The 17,781-nt window shown below is 70.6% G+C and carries 17 protein-coding genes; 9 read left to right on the forward strand and 8 right to left on the reverse strand.

Annotated elements, in window-relative coordinates; genetic code table 11:
• Positions 1 to 20: 20 nt before the first annotated feature.
• The 6 genes from ML5_RS21910 (at position 21) to ML5_RS21935 (ending at position 5,692) form a co-directional block, all read left to right on the forward strand.
• A complete protein-coding gene (locus tag ML5_RS21910) occupies positions 21 to 761 on the forward strand; it encodes an SDR family NAD(P)-dependent oxidoreductase (protein ID WP_013476207.1) in 741 nt (246 codons plus the stop codon).
• Between the two features lie 54 nt (positions 762 to 815).
• Positions 816 to 2,078 (forward strand): activator-dependent family glycosyltransferase, encoded by a 1,263-nt coding sequence (locus ML5_RS21915; protein WP_013476208.1) that lies wholly within the window; start codon positions 816 to 818, stop codon positions 2,076 to 2,078.
• Positions 2,079 to 2,188: 110 nt separating this feature from the next.
• A complete protein-coding gene (locus ML5_RS21920) occupies positions 2,189 to 3,460 on the forward strand; it encodes a beta-ketoacyl synthase (RefSeq protein ID WP_013476209.1) in 1,272 nt (423 codons plus the stop codon).
• Complete coding sequence (locus tag ML5_RS21925) at positions 3,457 to 4,656, forward strand: ketosynthase chain-length factor (protein WP_013476210.1); 1,200 nt, start codon at positions 3,457 to 3,459, stop codon at positions 4,654 to 4,656. Before ML5_RS21920 ends, ML5_RS21925 begins: the two co-directional genes overlap by 4 nt.
• A 47-nt stretch (positions 4,657 to 4,703) precedes the next feature.
• The gene (locus ML5_RS21930; protein WP_236619265.1) at positions 4,704 to 4,937 is read left to right on the forward strand and encodes an acyl carrier protein; all 234 of its coding nucleotides are present in this window, start codon (positions 4,704 to 4,706) and stop codon (positions 4,935 to 4,937) included.
• Positions 4,938 to 4,951: 14 nt separating this feature from the next.
• A complete protein-coding gene (locus tag ML5_RS21935) occupies positions 4,952 to 5,692 on the forward strand; it encodes an NAD(P)-dependent oxidoreductase (protein ID WP_030275177.1) in 741 nt (246 codons plus the stop codon).
• Here the strand turns inward: ML5_RS21935 and ML5_RS21940 are convergent.
• Entirely contained in the window at positions 5,682 to 6,443 is a 762-nt protein-coding gene (locus tag ML5_RS21940) for a phytanoyl-CoA dioxygenase family protein (RefSeq protein ID WP_232236803.1), read from the reverse strand. The genes ML5_RS21935 and ML5_RS21940 overlap by 11 nt on opposite strands.
• Before the next feature lie 204 nt (positions 6,444 to 6,647).
• Here ML5_RS21940 and ML5_RS21945 point away from each other — a divergent pair, with 204 nt between their 5' ends.
• Complete coding sequence (locus ML5_RS21945; RefSeq protein ID WP_013476212.1) at positions 6,648 to 7,853, forward strand: aromatic ring-hydroxylating dioxygenase subunit alpha; 1,206 nt, start codon at positions 6,648 to 6,650, stop codon at positions 7,851 to 7,853.
• Positions 7,854 to 7,918: 65 nt separating this feature from the next.
• On the forward strand, positions 7,919 to 9,136 hold the full coding sequence (locus ML5_RS21950) for a class I SAM-dependent methyltransferase (RefSeq protein ID WP_013287160.1): 1,218 nt from the start codon (positions 7,919 to 7,921) through the stop codon (positions 9,134 to 9,136).
• A gap of 43 nt (positions 9,137 to 9,179) precedes the next feature.
• On the opposite strand, the gene ML5_RS21955 is transcribed toward ML5_RS21950, so the two are convergent.
• From ML5_RS21955 to ML5_RS21965, 3 genes are read right to left on the reverse strand one after another with little or no spacing between them, the layout of a single operon-like run.
• Complete coding sequence (locus ML5_RS21955) at positions 9,180 to 10,475, reverse strand: activator-dependent family glycosyltransferase (RefSeq protein ID WP_013476213.1); 1,296 nt, start codon at positions 10,473 to 10,475, stop codon at positions 9,180 to 9,182.
• A gap of 2 nt (positions 10,476 to 10,477) precedes the next feature.
• Positions 10,478 to 11,410 (reverse strand): aromatase/cyclase, encoded by a 933-nt coding sequence (locus ML5_RS21960; protein ID WP_013476214.1) that lies wholly within the window; start codon positions 11,408 to 11,410, stop codon positions 10,478 to 10,480.
• An 18-nt stretch (positions 11,411 to 11,428) separates the two neighbouring features.
• Positions 11,429 to 12,238 carry an SDR family NAD(P)-dependent oxidoreductase gene (locus ML5_RS21965; RefSeq protein WP_369751983.1) on the reverse strand — a complete coding sequence of 270 codons (810 nt, stop codon included), beginning with the start codon at positions 12,236 to 12,238 and terminating at the stop codon, positions 11,429 to 11,431.
• Between the two features lie 112 nt (positions 12,239 to 12,350).
• On the opposite strand from ML5_RS21965, the gene ML5_RS21970 reads away from it, so the two are divergent.
• On the forward strand, positions 12,351 to 13,658 hold the full coding sequence (locus ML5_RS21970) for an activator-dependent family glycosyltransferase (RefSeq protein ID WP_013476216.1): 1,308 nt from the start codon (positions 12,351 to 12,353) through the stop codon (positions 13,656 to 13,658).
• Here the strand turns inward: ML5_RS21970 and ML5_RS21975 are convergent.
• Genes ML5_RS21975 through ML5_RS21990 form a run of 4 tightly spaced genes read right to left on the reverse strand, consistent with a single transcriptional unit; the run spans position 13,639 to position 17,742 of the window.
• Positions 13,639 to 14,901 carry an activator-dependent family glycosyltransferase gene (locus ML5_RS21975; protein WP_013287155.1) on the reverse strand — a complete coding sequence of 421 codons (1,263 nt, stop codon included), beginning with the start codon at positions 14,899 to 14,901 and terminating at the stop codon, positions 13,639 to 13,641. The genes ML5_RS21970 and ML5_RS21975 overlap by 20 nt on opposite strands.
• Positions 14,902 to 14,919: 18 nt before the next feature.
• Positions 14,920 to 16,164: a P450-derived glycosyltransferase activator gene (locus ML5_RS21980; RefSeq protein WP_013476217.1), complete on the reverse strand. Its 1,245-nt coding sequence runs from the start codon at positions 16,162 to 16,164 to the stop codon at positions 14,920 to 14,922.
• Positions 16,165 to 16,198: 34 nt separating this feature from the next.
• The gene (locus ML5_RS21985; protein WP_013476218.1) at positions 16,199 to 17,125 is read right to left on the reverse strand and encodes an NAD(P)-dependent oxidoreductase; all 927 of its coding nucleotides are present in this window, start codon (positions 17,123 to 17,125) and stop codon (positions 16,199 to 16,201) included.
• A complete protein-coding gene (locus tag ML5_RS21990; RefSeq protein WP_174361802.1) occupies positions 17,122 to 17,742 on the reverse strand; it encodes a dTDP-4-dehydrorhamnose 3,5-epimerase family protein in 621 nt (206 codons plus the stop codon). The genes ML5_RS21985 and ML5_RS21990 overlap by 4 nt, the downstream gene beginning before the upstream one ends.
• Positions 17,743 to 17,781 lie beyond the last annotated feature (39 nt).

Consider the following 17,781-nt stretch of genomic DNA (forward strand, 5'->3'; position numbering starts at 1 on the left):
GCGTGTGACAGGGTCGTCATGTGACACGACACGAGGAACGCGTCTGGCTCGTCACGGGCGCATCGCGCGGGTTGGGCCGGGCGGTGACCGAGGAGGCCCTCGAAGCCGGTGACCGGGTGGCCGGCCTGGCTCGCGACGTGACCTCCTTGGCCGCGCTCGACCGGAAGTATCCGGGCCGGCTGCTCGCCCTGCCGACCGACGTGTCCGACCGAGCGGCGGTGTTCGGCGCGGTGGATCGCGCGGTCGCCCAGCTCGGCGGCCTCGATGTCGTGTTCAACAACGCCGGCGAGCTGCTCGCCGGAATGGTCGAGGAGTACACCGAGGAGCAGGTGCATGATCACCTTGCCGTGAATTTCCTCGGCGCGCTGTGGGTGTCGCAGGCGGTGCTGCCGCGGCTGCGCGCCCGTGGCGCCGGTCACCTGTTCCAGGTGACATCGAAGGGAGCCGGTGAAGGGCGGGGCGGCTACGGTCTCTACGGTGCCGGCAAGGCCGCCCTGAAGGCCCTCAGCGAGGCCCTGGCCGACGAGAGCCGCGACTTCGGGGTCCGGGTCACGATGCTGGAACCCGGCCCGCACGCGACGACTCTCGGCAACGCCATGAAGTCGACGCCGCGCCTGGACGTGTACGACCGGACGCGGCGCCGCCTGGCAGCCGAGGCCCCGCCGCTGGGACCGGTCGCCAGCACCAGGAAGTCGGCGGCCCGGATCCTGGAGATCGCGGGACTCTCCGATCCGCCGATCCGGGAGCCCCTGGAGGCCTGACCGGCTCCAGCGTCGCTCAGCGTCACGTCGAGCGTGCGGCCGCATGGTGCGCGCATGCGAGTGCTGTTCACGCCGTTTCCGTCCAGTTCCCACGTCAACAATCAGGTGCCGCTCGCCTGGGCGCTGCGTGCCGCAGGGCACGAGGTCTGCATGGCGACCCAACCCGACGCGACCGAGGACATCCTCGGTGCAGGGCTGACCGCCGTGCCGGTTGGCGACATGCTCGACGTCGCGCAGCACGTTCGCGACGCGGAGGCCCGCGAGGAGGAACGCCCGCCCGCCGACGGCGAGGCCGGGTCGTGGCTCGACACCTTCGACATCAGCGAAACCCGCACCGAGTCGCTGACCTACGACTATCTCCACGGCACCCTGACCGCCTGGACGAACGTCGTCCTGCAGAACACCATGCCGCGCCGGGCGCTCGACGAACTCGTCGCCTTCACCGCGCACTGGCACCCCGACCTGGTGATCTGGGACCCGATGTACTTCGCCGGCGCGATCGCCGCGAAGTCGTGCGGTGCCGCGCACGCCCGCTTCCTGTTCGGCCTCGACGTCCTCGGCAACCTGCGCCGGCACTACCTCGCGGCTCTCGCGGCCCGTCCCGCGATCCTGCGCGAGGACCCTCTCGCCGAGTGGCTCGGCCGGTTCGGATCCGGGTTCACCGAGGACCTTGTGGTCGGTCAGTGGACCCTCGACCCGGTTCCGTCCTCGCTCGCGCTGGATACCGGGCTGCCGCGCGTCGGTGTGCGGTACGTGCCCTACAACGGGGCCTCCGTCGTGCCGGACTGGATCAGCGAACTGGAGGTCGGCACCGCACGCGTGTGCATCACGCTGGGCATGGCGCATCGCGAGGTGTGGGGCACCGATCGGCTCTCCGTCGGCCGGATCCTCCAGGGTGTCGCGGACCTCGGCGTCGAGGTGATCGCCACCCTCGACGACGTCGAGGCCGACGGGGTGCGGATCGTGGACTTCGTGCCGCTGGACGTGTTGCTGCCGCTGTGCTCGGCGGTCGTGTCGCACGGTGGGGCGGGATCCTTCCAGACCGCGCTGGTGCACGGCGTTCCGCAGGTCGTCGTGCCGGACATGCTGTGGGACACCGGTCTGAAGGCACGCCGTCTCGCCGGGTCCGGTGCCGGCCTGTACGCCAACGACCTGACCGGCCTGCGGGACCTGGTCGGCCGGGCGCTTCACGATCGGGGGATCGCGGCGGCGGCCCGACGCCTGCGATCGGAGGCGCTCGCCATGCCCGCGCCGAGCGAGGTCGTAGCTCTCCTCGAACGACTCACGGCAGCGAACCGGCCAACGGCAGCGGGCTGAGAGAGACACCCGCTCCAGACACGCTCGACCTCGGCTCGAGCCCGCGACTCCATCGTCGATCGTAGGAGACCGGCACCAATGAGCAGGTCCGCAAGAGCGGGGGAGTCTGCGTGAGTCAACGTCGGGTCGTCATCACCGGGATCGGCGTCGTCGCGCCCGGCGGGTTGGGAGCGAAGGCCTTCTGGGAACGCATCGTGGCGGGCACCCCGATGACCCGCCTGATCACCGCCTTCGACTCCACCGACTTCCGGTCGCGGATCGCTGCCGAGTGTGACTTCGATCCGTTCCAGTACGGCTTCAGCGAGCACGACATCGGGCGCTTGGACCGGGCCGCCCTGTTCGCGCTCACCGCCACGCGGGAGGCGATGAGCGACAGCGGCCTCGTCGTCGACCGCGACGACGCGCACCGGGTCGGGGTGAGTCTCGGTACCGCCGTTGGCGCCACGCTGCGGTTGGAGGAGCGCTACCGCGCGGTCAGCCACGAAGGGCGCGACTGGCTCGTCGACCACCGGCTCGCCGGCCCCGACCTGTACGACTACTTCGTGCCCAGCTCGATGGCGGCCGAGGTGGCCTGGGCCGCCGGCGCGGAAGGACCCAACGCCGTCGTGTCGGCCGGGTGCACCTCCGGCATCGACGCGGTGGGACACGCCTGGGACCTCATCCGCGACGGATCGGTCGATATGATGATCGCCGGCGCCACCGACGCGCCGATCGCGCCGATCACGGTTGCCTGCTTCGACGCCATCAAGGCCACGTCCAACACCAACGACGATCCAGGCACCGCCGCGCGGCCGTTCGACCGTACGCGTAACGGGTTCGTGCTCGGCGAGGGCTCGGCGGTCCTGGTCTTGGAGGAACTGCAGAGCGCGCGCCGCCGCGACGCGCACATCTACGCCGAGATCCGCGGGTACGCCTCCCGTGGCAACGCCTTCCACATGACCGGCCTGCGGCCCGACGGGCAGGAGATGGCCGCGGCGATCCGCGCCGCCCTCGACACCGCCCGCATCCCGGCCACCGCCGTCGACTACGTCAATGCGCACGGCACCGCGACCAGACAGAACGACCGCCACGAGACCCAGGCGCTCAAGCGGGGCCTCGGCATGCACGCCTACGACGTGCCGATCAGCTCCATCAAGCCGGTCATCGGACACTCGCTCGGCGCCGTCGGAGCGATCGAGGTCGCCGCCAGCGCGATGGCGATCGAGTTCGACGTCGTGCCACCGACGGCCAACCTCCACCACCCCGACGCGGAGCTGGACCTGGACTACGTGCCACGCGAGGCCAGGCAGCGCAAGCTCTCCACAGTGCTGACCGTGGGCAGCGGCTTCGGCGGATTCCAAAGCGCGATGGTGCTCTCCGCGCCCGAGGCGGTGGCAGCATGAGCACCGCCGTGGTGACAGGGCTCGGCGTCGTCGCGCCCAACGGCGTCGGTGCCGGGGACTACTGGGCGGCGACCCTGCGGGGCCGCAGCGCGATCGGGAGAATCGACCTGTTCGACGTCGAGGACTACCCGAGCCGCCTCGGCGGCGTGGTCACCGGCTTCGACGCCGGGAACCACCTGCCCAGCCGGCTGCTGCCGCAGACCGATCGCATGACCAGGTTCGCGCTGGCCGCCGCGGACTGGGCGGTCGCCGACGCCGGCATCGACCGGTCGGCGCTGGCCGCGACCGACCTCGGCGTGTCGACCGCGAGCGCGTCGGGCGGATTCGCGTTCGGACAGAAGGAGCTCGAGCACCTGTGCGCCGACGGACCGAGCCACGTCAGCGTCTACCAGTCGTTTGCCTGGTTCTACGCCGTCAACTCCGGCCAGATCTCGATCCGGCACGACATGCGCGGCCCGATCGGTGTACTCGTCGCCGACCAGGCCGGTGGTCTCGACGCCATCGCGCACGCCCGCCGCTCCGTCCGAAAGGGCGCGCCGCTCGTGCTCACCGGCGGGATGGACTCCGCGCTGTCCCCGTACGGGCTGGCCGCGCTGATCTCCAGCGGCATGCTGTCCACCGCCGACGACCCGCACCATGCCTACCTTCCCTTCGACCGCAGGGCGAACGGCCACGTGCCCGGCGAGGGCGGCGCCATCCTCACCGTCGAGGACGGCGACTGTGCCCGCGAGCGTGGTGCCCACGTCTACGGCGAGATCGCCGGGTACGCCGCCACGTTCGATCCCTCACCGGGCTCGGGTCGTCCGGGCAACCTCGGGCGTGCCGTGCGGGCGGCCCTCGCCGACGCCGGGATCGGCCCGGACGAGGTCGGCGTGGTCTTCGCCGACGCAGCCGGCGACGCGGACGCCGACCGGGCGGAGGCCGAGGTGATCGTCGACCTCTTCGGCCCGCGTGGCGTCCCGGTCACCGCGCCCAAGACGATGACCGGTCGCCTGTACTCCGGCGCCGGCCCGCTCGACGTGGCGACCGCGCTGCTCGCGCTGCGCGACAAGGTCATCCCGCCGACCGTGAACGTCGTCGCGGACTACGCCCTCGACCTGGTCGAGGCCCCCCGGCAGCTGACGGCGTCGGTTGCCCTGGTGCTGGCCCGCGGCCGGCAGGGCTTCAACAGCGCACTGGTTGTACGTGCCCCATGAAAGGAAAGCTGATGAGTCAATCCGTCCGATTGAGCATTCCCGATCTGATGACCATCCTGGCCACCTGCGCCGGCGAAGCGGAGCCCGTCGACGCGGCCGCCGAAGACCTCGGCGAGGTCCCGCTGGCCGACCTGGGCTACGACTCCCTCGCGTTGCTCGAAGCGTCGAGCGCCGTCGAACGGCGGTTCGGTATCTCGCTGCCCGAGGAGGAGGTGGCCGAGGTGCGGACGCTGAATCAGCTAGGCGACCTGGTCAATGACCGCCTCGCCCAGGTCCGGTGACCGGTGCCGACCCGATGCGTCTGATCGGCAGCGGTTTCCTCGCCCGGCATCTGCGGCCGCTCGCGGACGCGTACCCCGGCGTCACCGTGCTCGCTGCCGGGGTACCGAGGCACCCGCTGCCGGACGCCGAGCACGAGCGGGAGGCTCGGCTGGTGGCCGACACACTCCGGGACTGTGTGCGCGACGGCCGGCAGTTGGTGTTCTTCTCGACCGTCAGCATGTACGGCGGGCCGGGTTGCCAGGGACGCGAAGACGACCCCGTCGAGCCGGCCCTCCCGTACGGACGGCACAAGCTGGATCTGGAAGGGATGATCCGCGACTGCGGCGTTCCGTACCTGATCCTGCGCCTCGGGTACGTGCTCGGTCCCGGAGAACCGGAGTTCCGGCTCGTGCCCGCCATCATCCGGCAGCTTCGCGCCGGACGCGTCACGGTCCAACCAGGCGCCCGGCGCGACATCGTCCACGTCGAGGACTGGATGACGGTCGTCGACCGGCTGCTCGCCACCGGCGTCACCGACGAGGTCGTCAACGTGGCGTCGGGCGACTGCGCTGAGATCGCGGCCGTGATCGACGTGCTGGAGCGGCATCTCGGCGTGACGGCCGAGCGGGTGCTCCTCGACTCGACAGTGTCGCACTGCCCGTCGATCGCCAAGCTGCGCACGCTCGTACCGGAGGTGACGGCGTTGGGTTTCGGGCCGGGCTACCATCGCGTAGCCCTGGCCCGCTACCTCTCCTCCCTCCGCGCTACAGGGTGATGAGCGGGAATCCCTCGTCGTCCAGCGGCTGGCCGGGCTCGAATCCCGCCATGTGCCCGTCCTGGACGCCGGGGCGGTAGGTGGCGTCAGCATTGACGTACACGATGCCGTGGCCCATCCGACGTGCGTCGGACGTGTTGCTACCGGCCAGATGCACGGTACGGCAGTGGTGAAACGTCACGTCACCGGCGCGCAGTGGCACGGTCACCCGCGGCTGCCACGGGAACTCCGGCCAGATGTCGGTGATGTCGGCGAACTCCTCGAAACTCGTCATGTGCTCCTGCCGGTGCTCCGGCGGTCGCAGATGCGAACGGGGCACGTACGACAGGCAACCGCGCTCGACCGGGACGTCGGACAGCGCCACCCAGGCGGTCAAGGCCCGCGACAACGACGACAACGGCAGCCCGGTCTCGTCGTCGTGTACGAGCGTCGGCGCCGCCTTGTGCGGCTCCTTCGCGAGCACCTCGCTGGTGTACAGCCGCATCGGGCCATCGGCGAGCTGCAGCGCGATCGAACCGATCGCCGGGTGAAGGGCCAGTTCCCGGATCGTGTCGCTCTTGCGCCAGGCCTGCGCGACGTAGTTGACCTCGACACCGTTGACGCCGTCCCAGATCTCCATGTGGCTGTCGAGGAGCTGGGCGGCCGCCTCGGCATACCGGGCCACCTCGTCGGCGTCGAGCACGCCCGGCACGTGGACGAAGCCCTGTTCCCGGTAGCGGCGGATGGTCTCGTCAGAAATCGGATCGATCATGCTTCGCGCGCCTGTGTCTCCCATGGACTACGTCCTCCCGTCACGGTGACTGCCGCCCACAGGGTGCGGCGCGCCGCTCGAGTCCTTCGCGTCAGCCGGTAGACCCGCACCGGCCCGGCGTGCTCGCTGCCCGAGTCCGTTTCGAGCGCAGCCTGGGATCGTCCGGAGTTCCAGCCCTACGACCGGGAAGAGAGTCGGGTTCTGATGACGACACCGAACCGGGGCAGCGGCGAGCTCAACGCCCTGCTGGACCAGTTACGTGAGTACGTGACGCCGCAGCCGCCGTGGATCAGCCTGCCGCCACGAGCGTTCACCTCGCCCGAGCTGTATGAGCTGGAACTGGACCGGATCTTCCGCCGCTCGTGGATCATGGTGGCCCGGGTGGACCAGCTCGCCGGGCCCGGCGATTACCTCGCGCTGACGATCGCGGGGGAGCCGTTGCTGCTGACCCGCGACCGCACCGGCACACTCAACGCGATGTCGCCGATCTGCCGGCACCGGATGATGCCGGTCGTCGCGGCCGGTGCCGGGCGGGCCGAGCACTTCACCTGCCCGTACCACCTGTGGCGCTACGGCCTGGACGGCCAGCTGATCGCTGCGACGCACATGCGGGGGAACCCCGCCTTCGACCCCGGCAGCTGCCGGCTTCCCGGGTTCGCCGTCGAACAGTGGCAGGGTTTCGTCTTCGTCAACCTCGACAGCGGCGCACCGCCGCTGCGCACCCACCTGAGCCGCATCGGCGAGGACCTGGGTAATTACGAGCTGGGCGCCATGACGCAGGTGGGTTCGTTCGTCGAGGACTGGCACTGCAACTGGAAGGTCGCCGTCGAGAACGTCCATGAGAACTATCACGTCATGGGCTTCCACCCGGAGACGATCCAGCCGTCGACGCCGGGCGGCTCCGACACCGACGTGCGCGACGATTCACCCCTGGTGCTGCGGTTCACGGTGCCGTTCAAGGAGCCGCAGGAGGTGGAGTTCCTCCGGCTGACCGAACAGGAGCGACGCCAGGTCTACAACGTCTCGGTCTTTCCCTGCACGAGTTTCGCCGCGGCCGGCGAGACGGTGATCTGGCTCAGCTTCATCCCGACCGCGATCGACCGGACCGAGGTGCGCGGCGGGATCCTGGCGCCGAGTCAGACCGTCGAGGGCACCGACGCCGAGCAGCTTCAGCAGATCCGCGAGGGGAACGAGGCCTACGCCGCGGTGATCAACGGCGAGGACCAGCGTGGCCTCGAAGAGGTGCAGCGGGCCGTCGGATCCCGTTTTGCCGGACGCGGTCACCTCAGTCCGAAGGAGCCGGCGGTGCCGGTGTTCTACCGCAAGCTCGCCGCCGCGCTGCTTGCCGAGGAGTACCGGGAACCGGCGGAGGCCGGCCCGCTAGCCGCCGTCCAGTCGTCGTTGAGCTGACGACCAGCGCCTTGGCCGACGGTAACCGGATCGACAGCAGCCGCACGAGAATGGGGATACCGGTCATGTTGAGTTGTCGGACGTGCGGTGGAGAACTGCGCGAGTTCTGTGACTTCGGCCCGCAGCCGCTGTCCAGCGGCTTTCTGGAGCCGGACTACGTCGGCGACGAGTTCTTCTTCCGCCTGGCCGTCGGGGTGTGCGGGCAGTGCTCGATGGTGCAGCTGATCGAGGAGGTTCCGCGGCACCTGATGTTCAACGGGCACTACCCGTACCTGTCGTCGGGCTCGGCCACCATGCGCAAGCACTTCGAGCAGACCGCCAAGCACTTCATCGACACCGAGCTGACCGGCGACGACGCGTTTCTGGTCGAGTTGGGCTGCAACGACGGCGTCATGCTGAAGGTCATCGCCGACGCCGGGATCCGGCACCTGGGCGTCGAGCCCTCGCAGAGCGTCGCCGCGGTCGCCCGCGCCTACGGCGTACAGGTGACCACCGAATTCTTCCAGGAGTCCTCCGCACAGCAGATCCGGGCCGCGTCCGGGCCGGCGCAGGTGATCTACGCCGCGAACACCATCTGCCACATCCCGTACCTCGACTCGATCTTCCGCGGCGTCGACGAGTTGCTGGCACCCGACGGCATCTTCGTGTTCGAGGACCCGTACCTCGCCGAGATCGTCGACCGCACCTCGTTCGACCAGATCTACGACGAGCACTTCTACTTCTTCTCGGCCGTGTCGGTGCAGGCGATGGCGGCACGGTTCGGGTTCGAACTGGTCGACGTCGAGCGGCTGCCAGTGCACGGCGGCGAAGTGCGGTACACGATCGCGCGGCGCGGCGCCCGTCCAGCCTCCGCGCGGGTCGCCGCGCTGGTGGCCGAGGAGCACGGCCGTGACCTCGCCGGGCAAGGTACGCTGAAGCAGTTCGTCGGCCGGGTGGAGCAGGCCAGGGAGGAACTGACCACGCTGCTGCGGCAGTTGAAGGCCAACGGCCAGACGGTGGTCGGCTACGGCGCGACCGCGAAGAGCGCGACGGTGACGAACTACTGCGGCATCGGACCCGACCTGATCTCCTTCATCTCCGACACGACGCCGAACAAGCAGGGCCGGCTGACCCCCGGTTCGCACATCCCGGTGCGGTCGCGGGATGCGTTCGCCGCCCCGTACCCCGACTATGCGCTGTTGTTCGCCTGGAACCACGCCGACGAGATCATCGCCAAGGAGCAGGAGTTCCGGAAGGCCGGCGGCAAGTGGATCCTGTATGTGCCGGAAGTCCGGGTGGTCTGAGCCCGGCCGTGAACCGGCCGCAGCCGACAAGGAGGCGGCCGGTTCAGGTCTGCGCGAGCCGCCGCAGCACCGGTACCAGCTCCGCCGGGGTCGAAGCGGCGAGCATCTCGTGGCGCAGGTCGCCGGCGCAGGCCCGGAACGACGGCTCGTCGAGGACGCGTCGGATCAACGCCCGCACCTCGCTCGCCGCGGACCGTCCCGCGACCCCGCACACCGCCACCCCGGCGCGCTCCATGCGTTCGGCCCGCGGGCCGTTGCACCACAGCTTGTACGGCACGATGACCTGGGGTACGCCGTGGATGAGTGCGGTCTGGGAGGTGCCTGATCCGCCGTGGTGGATGATGGCGGCGCAGGTGGGCAGGAGCACGTCGAGGTTGACGAACTCGACGGTGCGGACGTTGTCCGGTATGGGGTGGCCGGGCGGGATCTGGCTGTTGCTCAGGGTGGCGACGACGTCGACGTCGAGGGTGGCGACGGCGTCGAGGAGTTCGGTGACCGCGGTCCGGTCCCCGCCGAGGGTTTCGCGGAACGAGCGGCCCAGGGTGAGACAGACCCGGGGCCGGGTCGGTGGCTCACGTAGCCAGTCGGGGACGGTCGCGGGCCCGTTGTAGGGGGTGTAGCGCATCGGCAGGTAGTGGTGGTCGACCGGCAGCCGGAGTGAGGCCGGGACGGGGTCGATGGTGAACTGTCCGAGGACGGCCTGCTCGGTGAACGGGTGGCCGTGTCGGGCCAGGACGTCGCCGAGCCACTCCTGCAGCGGGTCGTCGCGCAGGGCCGGCACCCGCCCTCGCAGCAGCTCCAGGTGCCGCTGCCGGACATGGCCGACCAGATCCAGGCCGAACAGCAGCCGCCCGTGCGCCGCCCCACTCGCGATCGCCGCGACCGCACCGGCGAAGGTCACCGAGTCCCACACGACGAGATCCGGACGCCAGTCCCGCGCGAACGCGACGAGATCGTCGATCATCCGATCCGGGCACAGCGTCCGGAAGCCGAACATCGTCACAGCCGTCAGCTGCCTCTGCACGTACTCGTAGGTGAGGATCTCGTCGCGCAGCTCGCTGATGTCGGTCAACTCGATGTAGTCCGCCGGCGCCGGCTCGTCGTCGGGCGCCTCCTCGACCTCGCGCCGGTGCTGCTCGTCCAACTCCCGCACCTGCTCCTGCTGGTTCAGCGGCTCGCCGACCGCGACAGCGGTGAGCCCGGCGCCGGTGATCGCCTCCGTGAGATCCGGCTGGCTCGCCACCCGCACGTCGTGGCCGGCCGCACGCAACGCCCACGCCAGGGGCACCTGCGCGTGCAGGTGCGTCGGCTGGGCGAAGGTTGTGAAGAGCACCCGCATCGTCAGCCCCGGCGGGCCTGCTCCGCGTACGCCTTCGCGTGCCGCATCGTGGTGCCGCTGTTGCGCCCGAGCGCGGCGCGGATGTACGAGCGAGCGTCGGCGACCGTGGCATCCTCACCGAGAACGCCGGCGATCGCCGACTCGTTGATCACGACGGTGTGTCCGGCCACCATCTCGGTGTCGCCGTCGTGCTCGCGGAACGACCAGAACCCGGTATGCGCGCTCATCAGCTTCGGCGTCTGCAGCTGCTTGTACACGATGCGGTCCGGCGGCAGGCAGATGCGGATCGACACGGTCGTGTGCACCGATCCGTCCGCGGTGCGGGTGTCCATGGCGAGGCTCTGGACACCGCGTACGCGCTCGTCGAGGACGACCCGGGCGACGTGCGGCAACCGCTGCGGCCACAGCCCGGCCTCGTCGATGACGGTGTACGCGTCCGCGGCCCTTCCGTTGATCGACACCGCGTCCTCGAAGGACAGCAGCAGCTCGTCGTCGCGCCCCGCCGCAGCGGCCAGCGCGCTCAGTTCGGCCTCGCTGTTGCGGTCGACGGCGCGCCGAATCCAGTCGAGGTGACCTGGATCGTCGTCGACCGCCCGGTAGGTGTGCAGCAGCCGCACGACCGTCTTGTCGGGTCCGGCCGGTTCGAACCGCCACTCGCCGCTCATGGCCGCCACCGGATGAGCCGGCCGGTCCTGCCGGAACGTGATCGAGCGTGCCGCCCGGTCCAGGATCCGCCGCGAGGTCCAGTTCTTGACCTCGTCGTTCGCGGTGGCCCAGATCCGGATCCGCTCCCCGTCGCCGCTGCGCTCGATCTGTTCGGCGTGCACGGTCGGTGGGAACACCACCGGCCAGCAGCTCACGTCGGCGACGAGGTCGTAGATCACCGCTACGGGTGCGGCCACGGTCACCCGGTGATCGGTGTGCTGTTCCGACATGTCGTCGTTCCCCTCGGGTCAGTAGTTGCCGAGTCCGCCGCAGACGTTGAGCGCCTGCGCGGTGATCGGGGCGGCAGTGTCGGTGACGAGGTAGCCGACGAGGCCGGCGACCTCTTGCGGAGTGCTGTAGCGGCCGAGCGGGATCTTCGCCTGGAACCTGGCGAGCACCTCGTCCTCGGTGCTGTCCCAGACCTCGGCGTACCCCCGTCGGACCCGCTCGGCCATCGGCGTCTCCACGTACCCGGGGCAGACGGCGTTGACCGTCACGCCGGTCTTGGCCAGCTCCAACCCGAGGGCCTTGGTGAAGCCGACGACGCCGTGCTTCGACGCCGAGTACGGCGCTCCGAGCACGACACCCTGCTTGCCGCCGGTCGACGCGATGTTGATGACACGTCCCCACCCGCGCTCCAGCATGCCGCCGGTGGTGAGCACCTCGCGGGTCATCCGGAACACGCTGGTGAGGTTGGTCTCCAGCACGTCGAGCCACAGCTCGTCGGTGATCTGGGCGGTCACCCCGCCGCCGTTGCGGCCGGCGTTGTTGACGAGTACGCCGACTGGTCCGAACCGTTCGACGGCCGCGGTGACGAACGCCCGCACCTGGCCGGCGTCGCGGACGTCGCACGCCTGGCCGTCAACGTCGTGACCCTTCGCGCGCAGCTCCTTGACGGTCAGGTCGACGGCGTGGCCGTCGCGGGCGCAGATGTAGACCGTCGATCCGCGTTCGGCGAGCAACGTCGCGACCGCGTGTCCGATGCCGCTCGTCGCGCCGGTAACGACAGCGAGGCTGTCCTGCGTCAATGTTCTCTCCCGTCCTTCGTGCCGAGCCACATCGTGGCGATCGCCGCTGTCGGGGCGGTCGACGATCGGTGGACCGGCGCTGAACCCGCTGCTCCATCGGGGCTCAGGGCCGGCACGAGCCGTGACGTCCAAGGTGTCCGGCATGCGGGTGCTCTTCACGACCATCGCCGCGCCGACGCACCTGCACGCGCAGGTACCCCTGGCGTGGGCGTTGCGTGCGGCCGGCCACGACGTGCGGGTGGCGAGCCAGCCGGATCTCACGGAGACGATCACCGGCGCCGGGCTCACAGCCGTCGCGGTCGGGCCGCCGCTCGGCGCGGACCGGTGGTCACAGGACGTCGTGGAAGAGGTGGCCGAGCGGTGGGAGTTCACCGGCGACGAGCTGTGGGGCCCGGGCGGCCGGATGCGCTGGGAGCTGTTCGACCTGTGCGAGCTGCGCCGGCAGCGGCTCACGTACGACTACGTCCAGTCCGTGCTGACCGCCTGGACGTCGCTGGACCACCAACTGTCCTGCTCCGCTGGGATGATCGATGATCTGGTTGCGTTCACCCAGGACTGGCGTCCGGATCTCGTCGTCCGCGACCCGGTGACCTTCGCCGGTTCGGTCGCGGCGATCGCCAGCGGCGCCGCCCATGCGCGGCTGCTGTTCGGTCTCGACGTCTTCGGGCACATGCGGTCGACCTACCTCGAACTGCTGCGAGGGCGGGTGCCGGCCCTGCGCGACGACCCGCTGCAGGAGTGGCTCGGCGACGTCCTGGCCCGACACGGCCACCCGTTCACCGAGCAGGCCGTCCTCGGACAGTTCACCATCGACCCCGTCCCGGCCTCACTCCGGCTGCCGGTCGACCACCACTACCTGCCGATGCGCTACACCCCCTACAACGGGCCCGCGACCGTCCCCGACTGGCTACGTGAGCCACCGACCCGGCCCCGGGTCTGTCTCACCCTGGGCCGCTCGTTCCGCGAAACCCTCGGCGGGGACCGGACCGCGGTCACCGAACTCCTCGACGCCGTCGCCACCCTCGACGTCGACGTCGTCGCCACCCTGAGCAACAGCCAGATCCCGCCCGGCTACCCCATACCGGACAACGTCCGCACCGTCGAGTTCGTCAACCTCGACGTGCTCCTGCCCACCTGCGCCGCCATCATCCACCACGGCGGATCAGGCACCTCCCAGACCGCACTCATCCACGGCGTACCCCAGGTCATCGTGCCGGCGGTGTTGCTCGACAACCACCTGAAGTCGTCGCGGGTGGCGGAGGCGGGAGCGGCACTGTGCGGCAGCGCCGAGAAGTGCACGGCGCGGGAGCTGCGCGCACTGCTGTCGAGAGTGCTCGAGGAGTCGTCGTTCGCGGCCGCGGCCGCCCGGCTGCGGGTCGAGATGCTCGCCGCGCCGGCACCGGCCGAACTGGTGCCGGCGCTGCGGCGCCTCACCCGCGCTCTGCGGTGAGCTTCTCCAGCATTGGAACCACGTCGTTCGGCGAGGGCATCGCACTCATGGCCTCGCGCAGCTGTCCGGCCCGGTGCCGAAACGAGCCCTCGTCGAGGATTCGGGCCAGGAGGCCGCGCAGCCTCGCCGGGGTGAGGTCGGAGGAGTGCAGGGCCAGTCCCGCACCGAGCGCCTCGGTGCGCTGGGCCCGGTAGACCGCGTCCCACATGTATCCGAGCGACAACTGCGGTACGCCCAGCGCTGCAGCAGTCGCCCAGGTGCCCAGGCCCCCGTGGTGCAGGACGGCGGCGCACGTCGGCAGCAGCACGTCGAGCGGCACGTGTTCGACCAGCCGGACGTTGTCCGGCACGTCCGGCACGAGGGCCTGCTCCTCGGCGGAGAGCGTGGCGACCACCTCGACGTTGAGCTCCGCGACGACCTCGAAGAGGTCCTCGATGGCGATCATGTTCGACCAGTTGCTGGTACGGGCGGTCATGCCGAGCGTCACGCACAGACGCGGCCTGCCGGGCGGCTCGCGCAACCAGTCCGGCACGATCGACGGCACCTGGCCGTTGTAGGGGATGTAGCGTATCGGCACGGTCGGCTGCCGGGTGTCGATCCGAATGCCCTCGGGCATCGGGTCGATGGACCACTGCCCGGTGACGATCTCCTCGTCGAAGCCGTGACCGTAGCGCGCAAGGGTCGAGTCGAGCCAGGACGCGAGCACGTCGTCACGCCGCCCGGCAGGTAGCCGGTCGAGCATGGACAGGTGTCGCTCACGGGTGCTGAGAAACATGTCCGGCATCGTCAACAGCCGGGCGTGCGCCGCGCCGGTGACCCGGGCGGCGACCGCACCCGCGAACGTGAACGGCTCCCACAGCACCAGGTCCGGCTGCCAGCCGTAGGCCAGGTCTACGACGTCGTCGATCATCGAGTCGCTGTTCACCTTGGAGTAGAACAGCGCAGTCATCACGGTCTCGTGGCCCCTGAGGAACTCCAAGCCCAGCCTGTCGTGGCGCTTTTCCAGGTAGTCGCGGTCGTCGTGCAGCGCGAGGATGTCAGCGCCGACCTTGGCGAGCATCTGGTCGTGGGCGTGGTCGACGCCGACCGGCGCCGCGGTGAGTCCGGCACGCACGACGGCCTCGATGAGCGCCGGCTGTCCGGCGACGAGAACCTGGTGCCCGGCGGTGCGCAGGGCCCAGGCGAGGGGCACGCATCCGCTGAAGTGGCTGTCGACGGCAAAGCAGGTGATGAGTACTCGCATGTCCGCGCCTCCTTTCGCTCACGCAACGACGGGCCGCGACAGCGGGCTGCCGGTCACGGGGGACCGCAGCCGCCGGTAGCCCTCGCCGGCGGCACGCAACGTGGGCAGGTGTGCCGCGAGGGCGGACACGGCGACGGTGGCGTGCCGGCGTACCGTCTCGGCGACGACGCCGGCCGGCATCGCAGGGTGCGCCCAGAGGATCTCGGCAGCCGGCTCGCGTCCCGGATCGAAGTGGTCCGGGTCGGCGAACGCGGCGGGGTCGCGATTGGCAGCTTCGAGCAGGACCACGACCTCGCTGCCCGCCGTGATCGCGGTGCCGTCCAGATCGAGGTCGGTGCGGGCGACGAGGCGTTGCAGCCGGACGGGCGGCGCGAAGCGCAGGGTTTCGCGTACCGCGGCGGCAGCGAGACCCGGCTCCGTCGCCACGGCTGTCCACCGCCCAGGCTCGGCGAGCAGCGCGCACATGGTGTTGGCGATCAGCGTCGCCGTAAGGTCGGCGCCGACGGCACAGTGGAGCAGCGCCACCGGCAGGACGCTGTCCGGCTCGGTGCGCGTCAGCTCGCCGAGCAGGTCGTCACCGGCGCCGGTCGGCAGCGAGACGAGCAGTTCCCGCAGCCCGGCGATCGAGTCGAGCAGCAGCCGGGCGGTGTCCAACCGCGGCGGGCACAGCGTGGCGTCGAGGGCGGTCGCGGCGCCCGCACACAGCCGCGCGAACTCCTCCTGGTGCGCTGCCGGCACGCCGAGCAGGACAGAGGTGGCCATGGTGGCGACGGGCACCGCGTAGTCCGAGGTCAGGTCGAACGTGCCGTTGAGGCCGGCGGCCAGCCGGTCGATCCGGACGGTGATCTCCGTGTGTGCCTTTCTCAGGCGTGGTGCGGCGAGTGCCGCCGCGACGCTTCGCCCGAAGCGTTCGCAGTCCGTCCGGTCGAGTCGGAGCCCCACGTCGTCGAGGGGCAGCACGTCGTCGAGGGTCGGCATGGCCCACGACGGTGCGCTGTCGGTGGGCGGCGGTTTGCGCAGCCCGAGCCGCTCGTCGCGGAGCAGCCGGACGGCCAAGGCGTGCGTCGCGGTGACCCAGGCCTCGGCACTGCTCCAGGTCAGCGCACCGTTCGCGCGTACGCGCCGGCCGAGTTCGTGGGGGTCGTCGCTCTCTGCCCGGAGCAGGAGGGCGTAGGGGTCCTGCCGGGCCCCGTACACCCACTGGAAGCCGCGCAGTGTCATGAGGGTCGAGCCGAGGGCGTCGTCTGTGCTGGTCGCCGTCATGCGGACAAGCTAGGAACGCGCGCTCGTGGTGCCCTCAAGCTTCGCTGTACCGCCTTGCCGCGTCGTGCCACATGTCGCGCAGCGACGCGTCGAGCGCGGTCCGCGGCTGCCAGCCGAGCAGCCGCGCCGCCCGGCGGATGTCCGCCCGGGTCCAGTCTCCGCCCTTGCTCTGCACCGCGGCGCCCTGCTCGTCGATCGTGTCGGGCGGCAGTCCGGCCGCGGCCAGGAGCCAGTCGACGAGCTGCCGCATGGCGACCGCCTCGCCGCGGCCGACGTTGATGACCTGACCCACCGTGCTCTCGGGCGCGCGGGCCGCCCGGACGACCGCGTCGGTGAGGTCCCGCACGTCGAGGTAGTCGCGGCGCGCGTCGGCAATCGTCATCGGCACGCGGTCGCCCGGCCGGACGTCGCGGATCCGGTCGAGGACCGCGCCGAGGAAGCTGGCGGAAGTCGTGCCCGGCCCGCACACGTTGACCGCGCGCAGGACCACGCCCCGTGCGGTGCCGGCGGCGGTCGCGTTCAGAAGCGCCTGTGAACCGGCCAGCTTCGTCCGGGCGTATCCGGTCTGCGGCTCCGGCGTGCGGCTCTCGTCGATCAGTGTCCCGGCCGGCACCGGGCCGTACTCGTGGATGGTGCCTATGTGGACGATGCGCGGCGGATCGGGCATGAGTGTGCTGGCGGCGACCAGCCGTTCGACGATCTGGACGTGGGCGAGGTGCATCGCCTCGGCGCTGAGGACCCAGCCCCCCGTCGCGTTCACCACGATCTCGGTGCGGTGTGCGGTCAACGCTGCGGCGAGCTGCGCCGGCGCAGCCTCCGCGAGGTCCAGGCGGAGGGCGGAGCCCGCCGCGGATGGGCGCCGGGCGATGCCGAGCACGTGGTCACCGGAGGCACGGAACGCCGAGCACACGTGCTGCCCGACGCCACCGGTGGCCCCGAGTACCGCGACCGCGGTGCTCACTCGCGGCCCCGGGGCGCGGCGAACAGTTCGCTCTCCAGCTTCTGGCACTGTGCGTAGTCCGGTAGCAGACCCAGTCTGCGGGCCTCCTCGATCGTGGGCGCGGACCTGTCCCGATCGGAGAGCACCCGCTCGACGCCGGTCGGCAGCGGCAGGTTCAGCGCCGGGTCCAGCACGTTGACCGCCTTCTCGTGCGCCTCGACGTAGCCGTCGGAGAGCATGTACGACACGACGGTGTCGTCCTCGAGCGCGGCGAAGGCGTGGGCCACGCCAACCGGCAGGTAGACCGCCCGGAACGCCTCTTGGTCGAGCAGGACCTGATCGAACTGCCCGAAGGTCGGGGAACCGACTCGGATGTCCACGACGAAATCGATCGTCTTGCCCCGCGCGCAGTACACGTACTTGGCGATTCCGGGCGGGGTGAGGGTGAAGTGCGCGCCCCGGACCACGCCCTTGCGTGAGCGGCTGTGGTTCGTCTGGGCCACCGGAAAGAGTGGGTGGCCGAGCGCCTCGACGAAGGCGGTCTCCTGGAAGGGCGAGACGAAGATCCCGCGGTCGTCGGGGAAGACCCGTGGGGTGAATTCGACGGCGCCTTCGACCTTCAGTGCGCGGGCCTGCATGGTGGATGACATTCGGTGCTCCCGAATCGGTTGGGCGAT

The organism is Micromonospora sp. L5 (assembly GCF_000177655.2).
In the GTDB taxonomy this organism is placed as follows: domain Bacteria; phylum Actinomycetota; class Actinomycetes; order Mycobacteriales; family Micromonosporaceae; genus Micromonospora; species Micromonospora aurantiaca.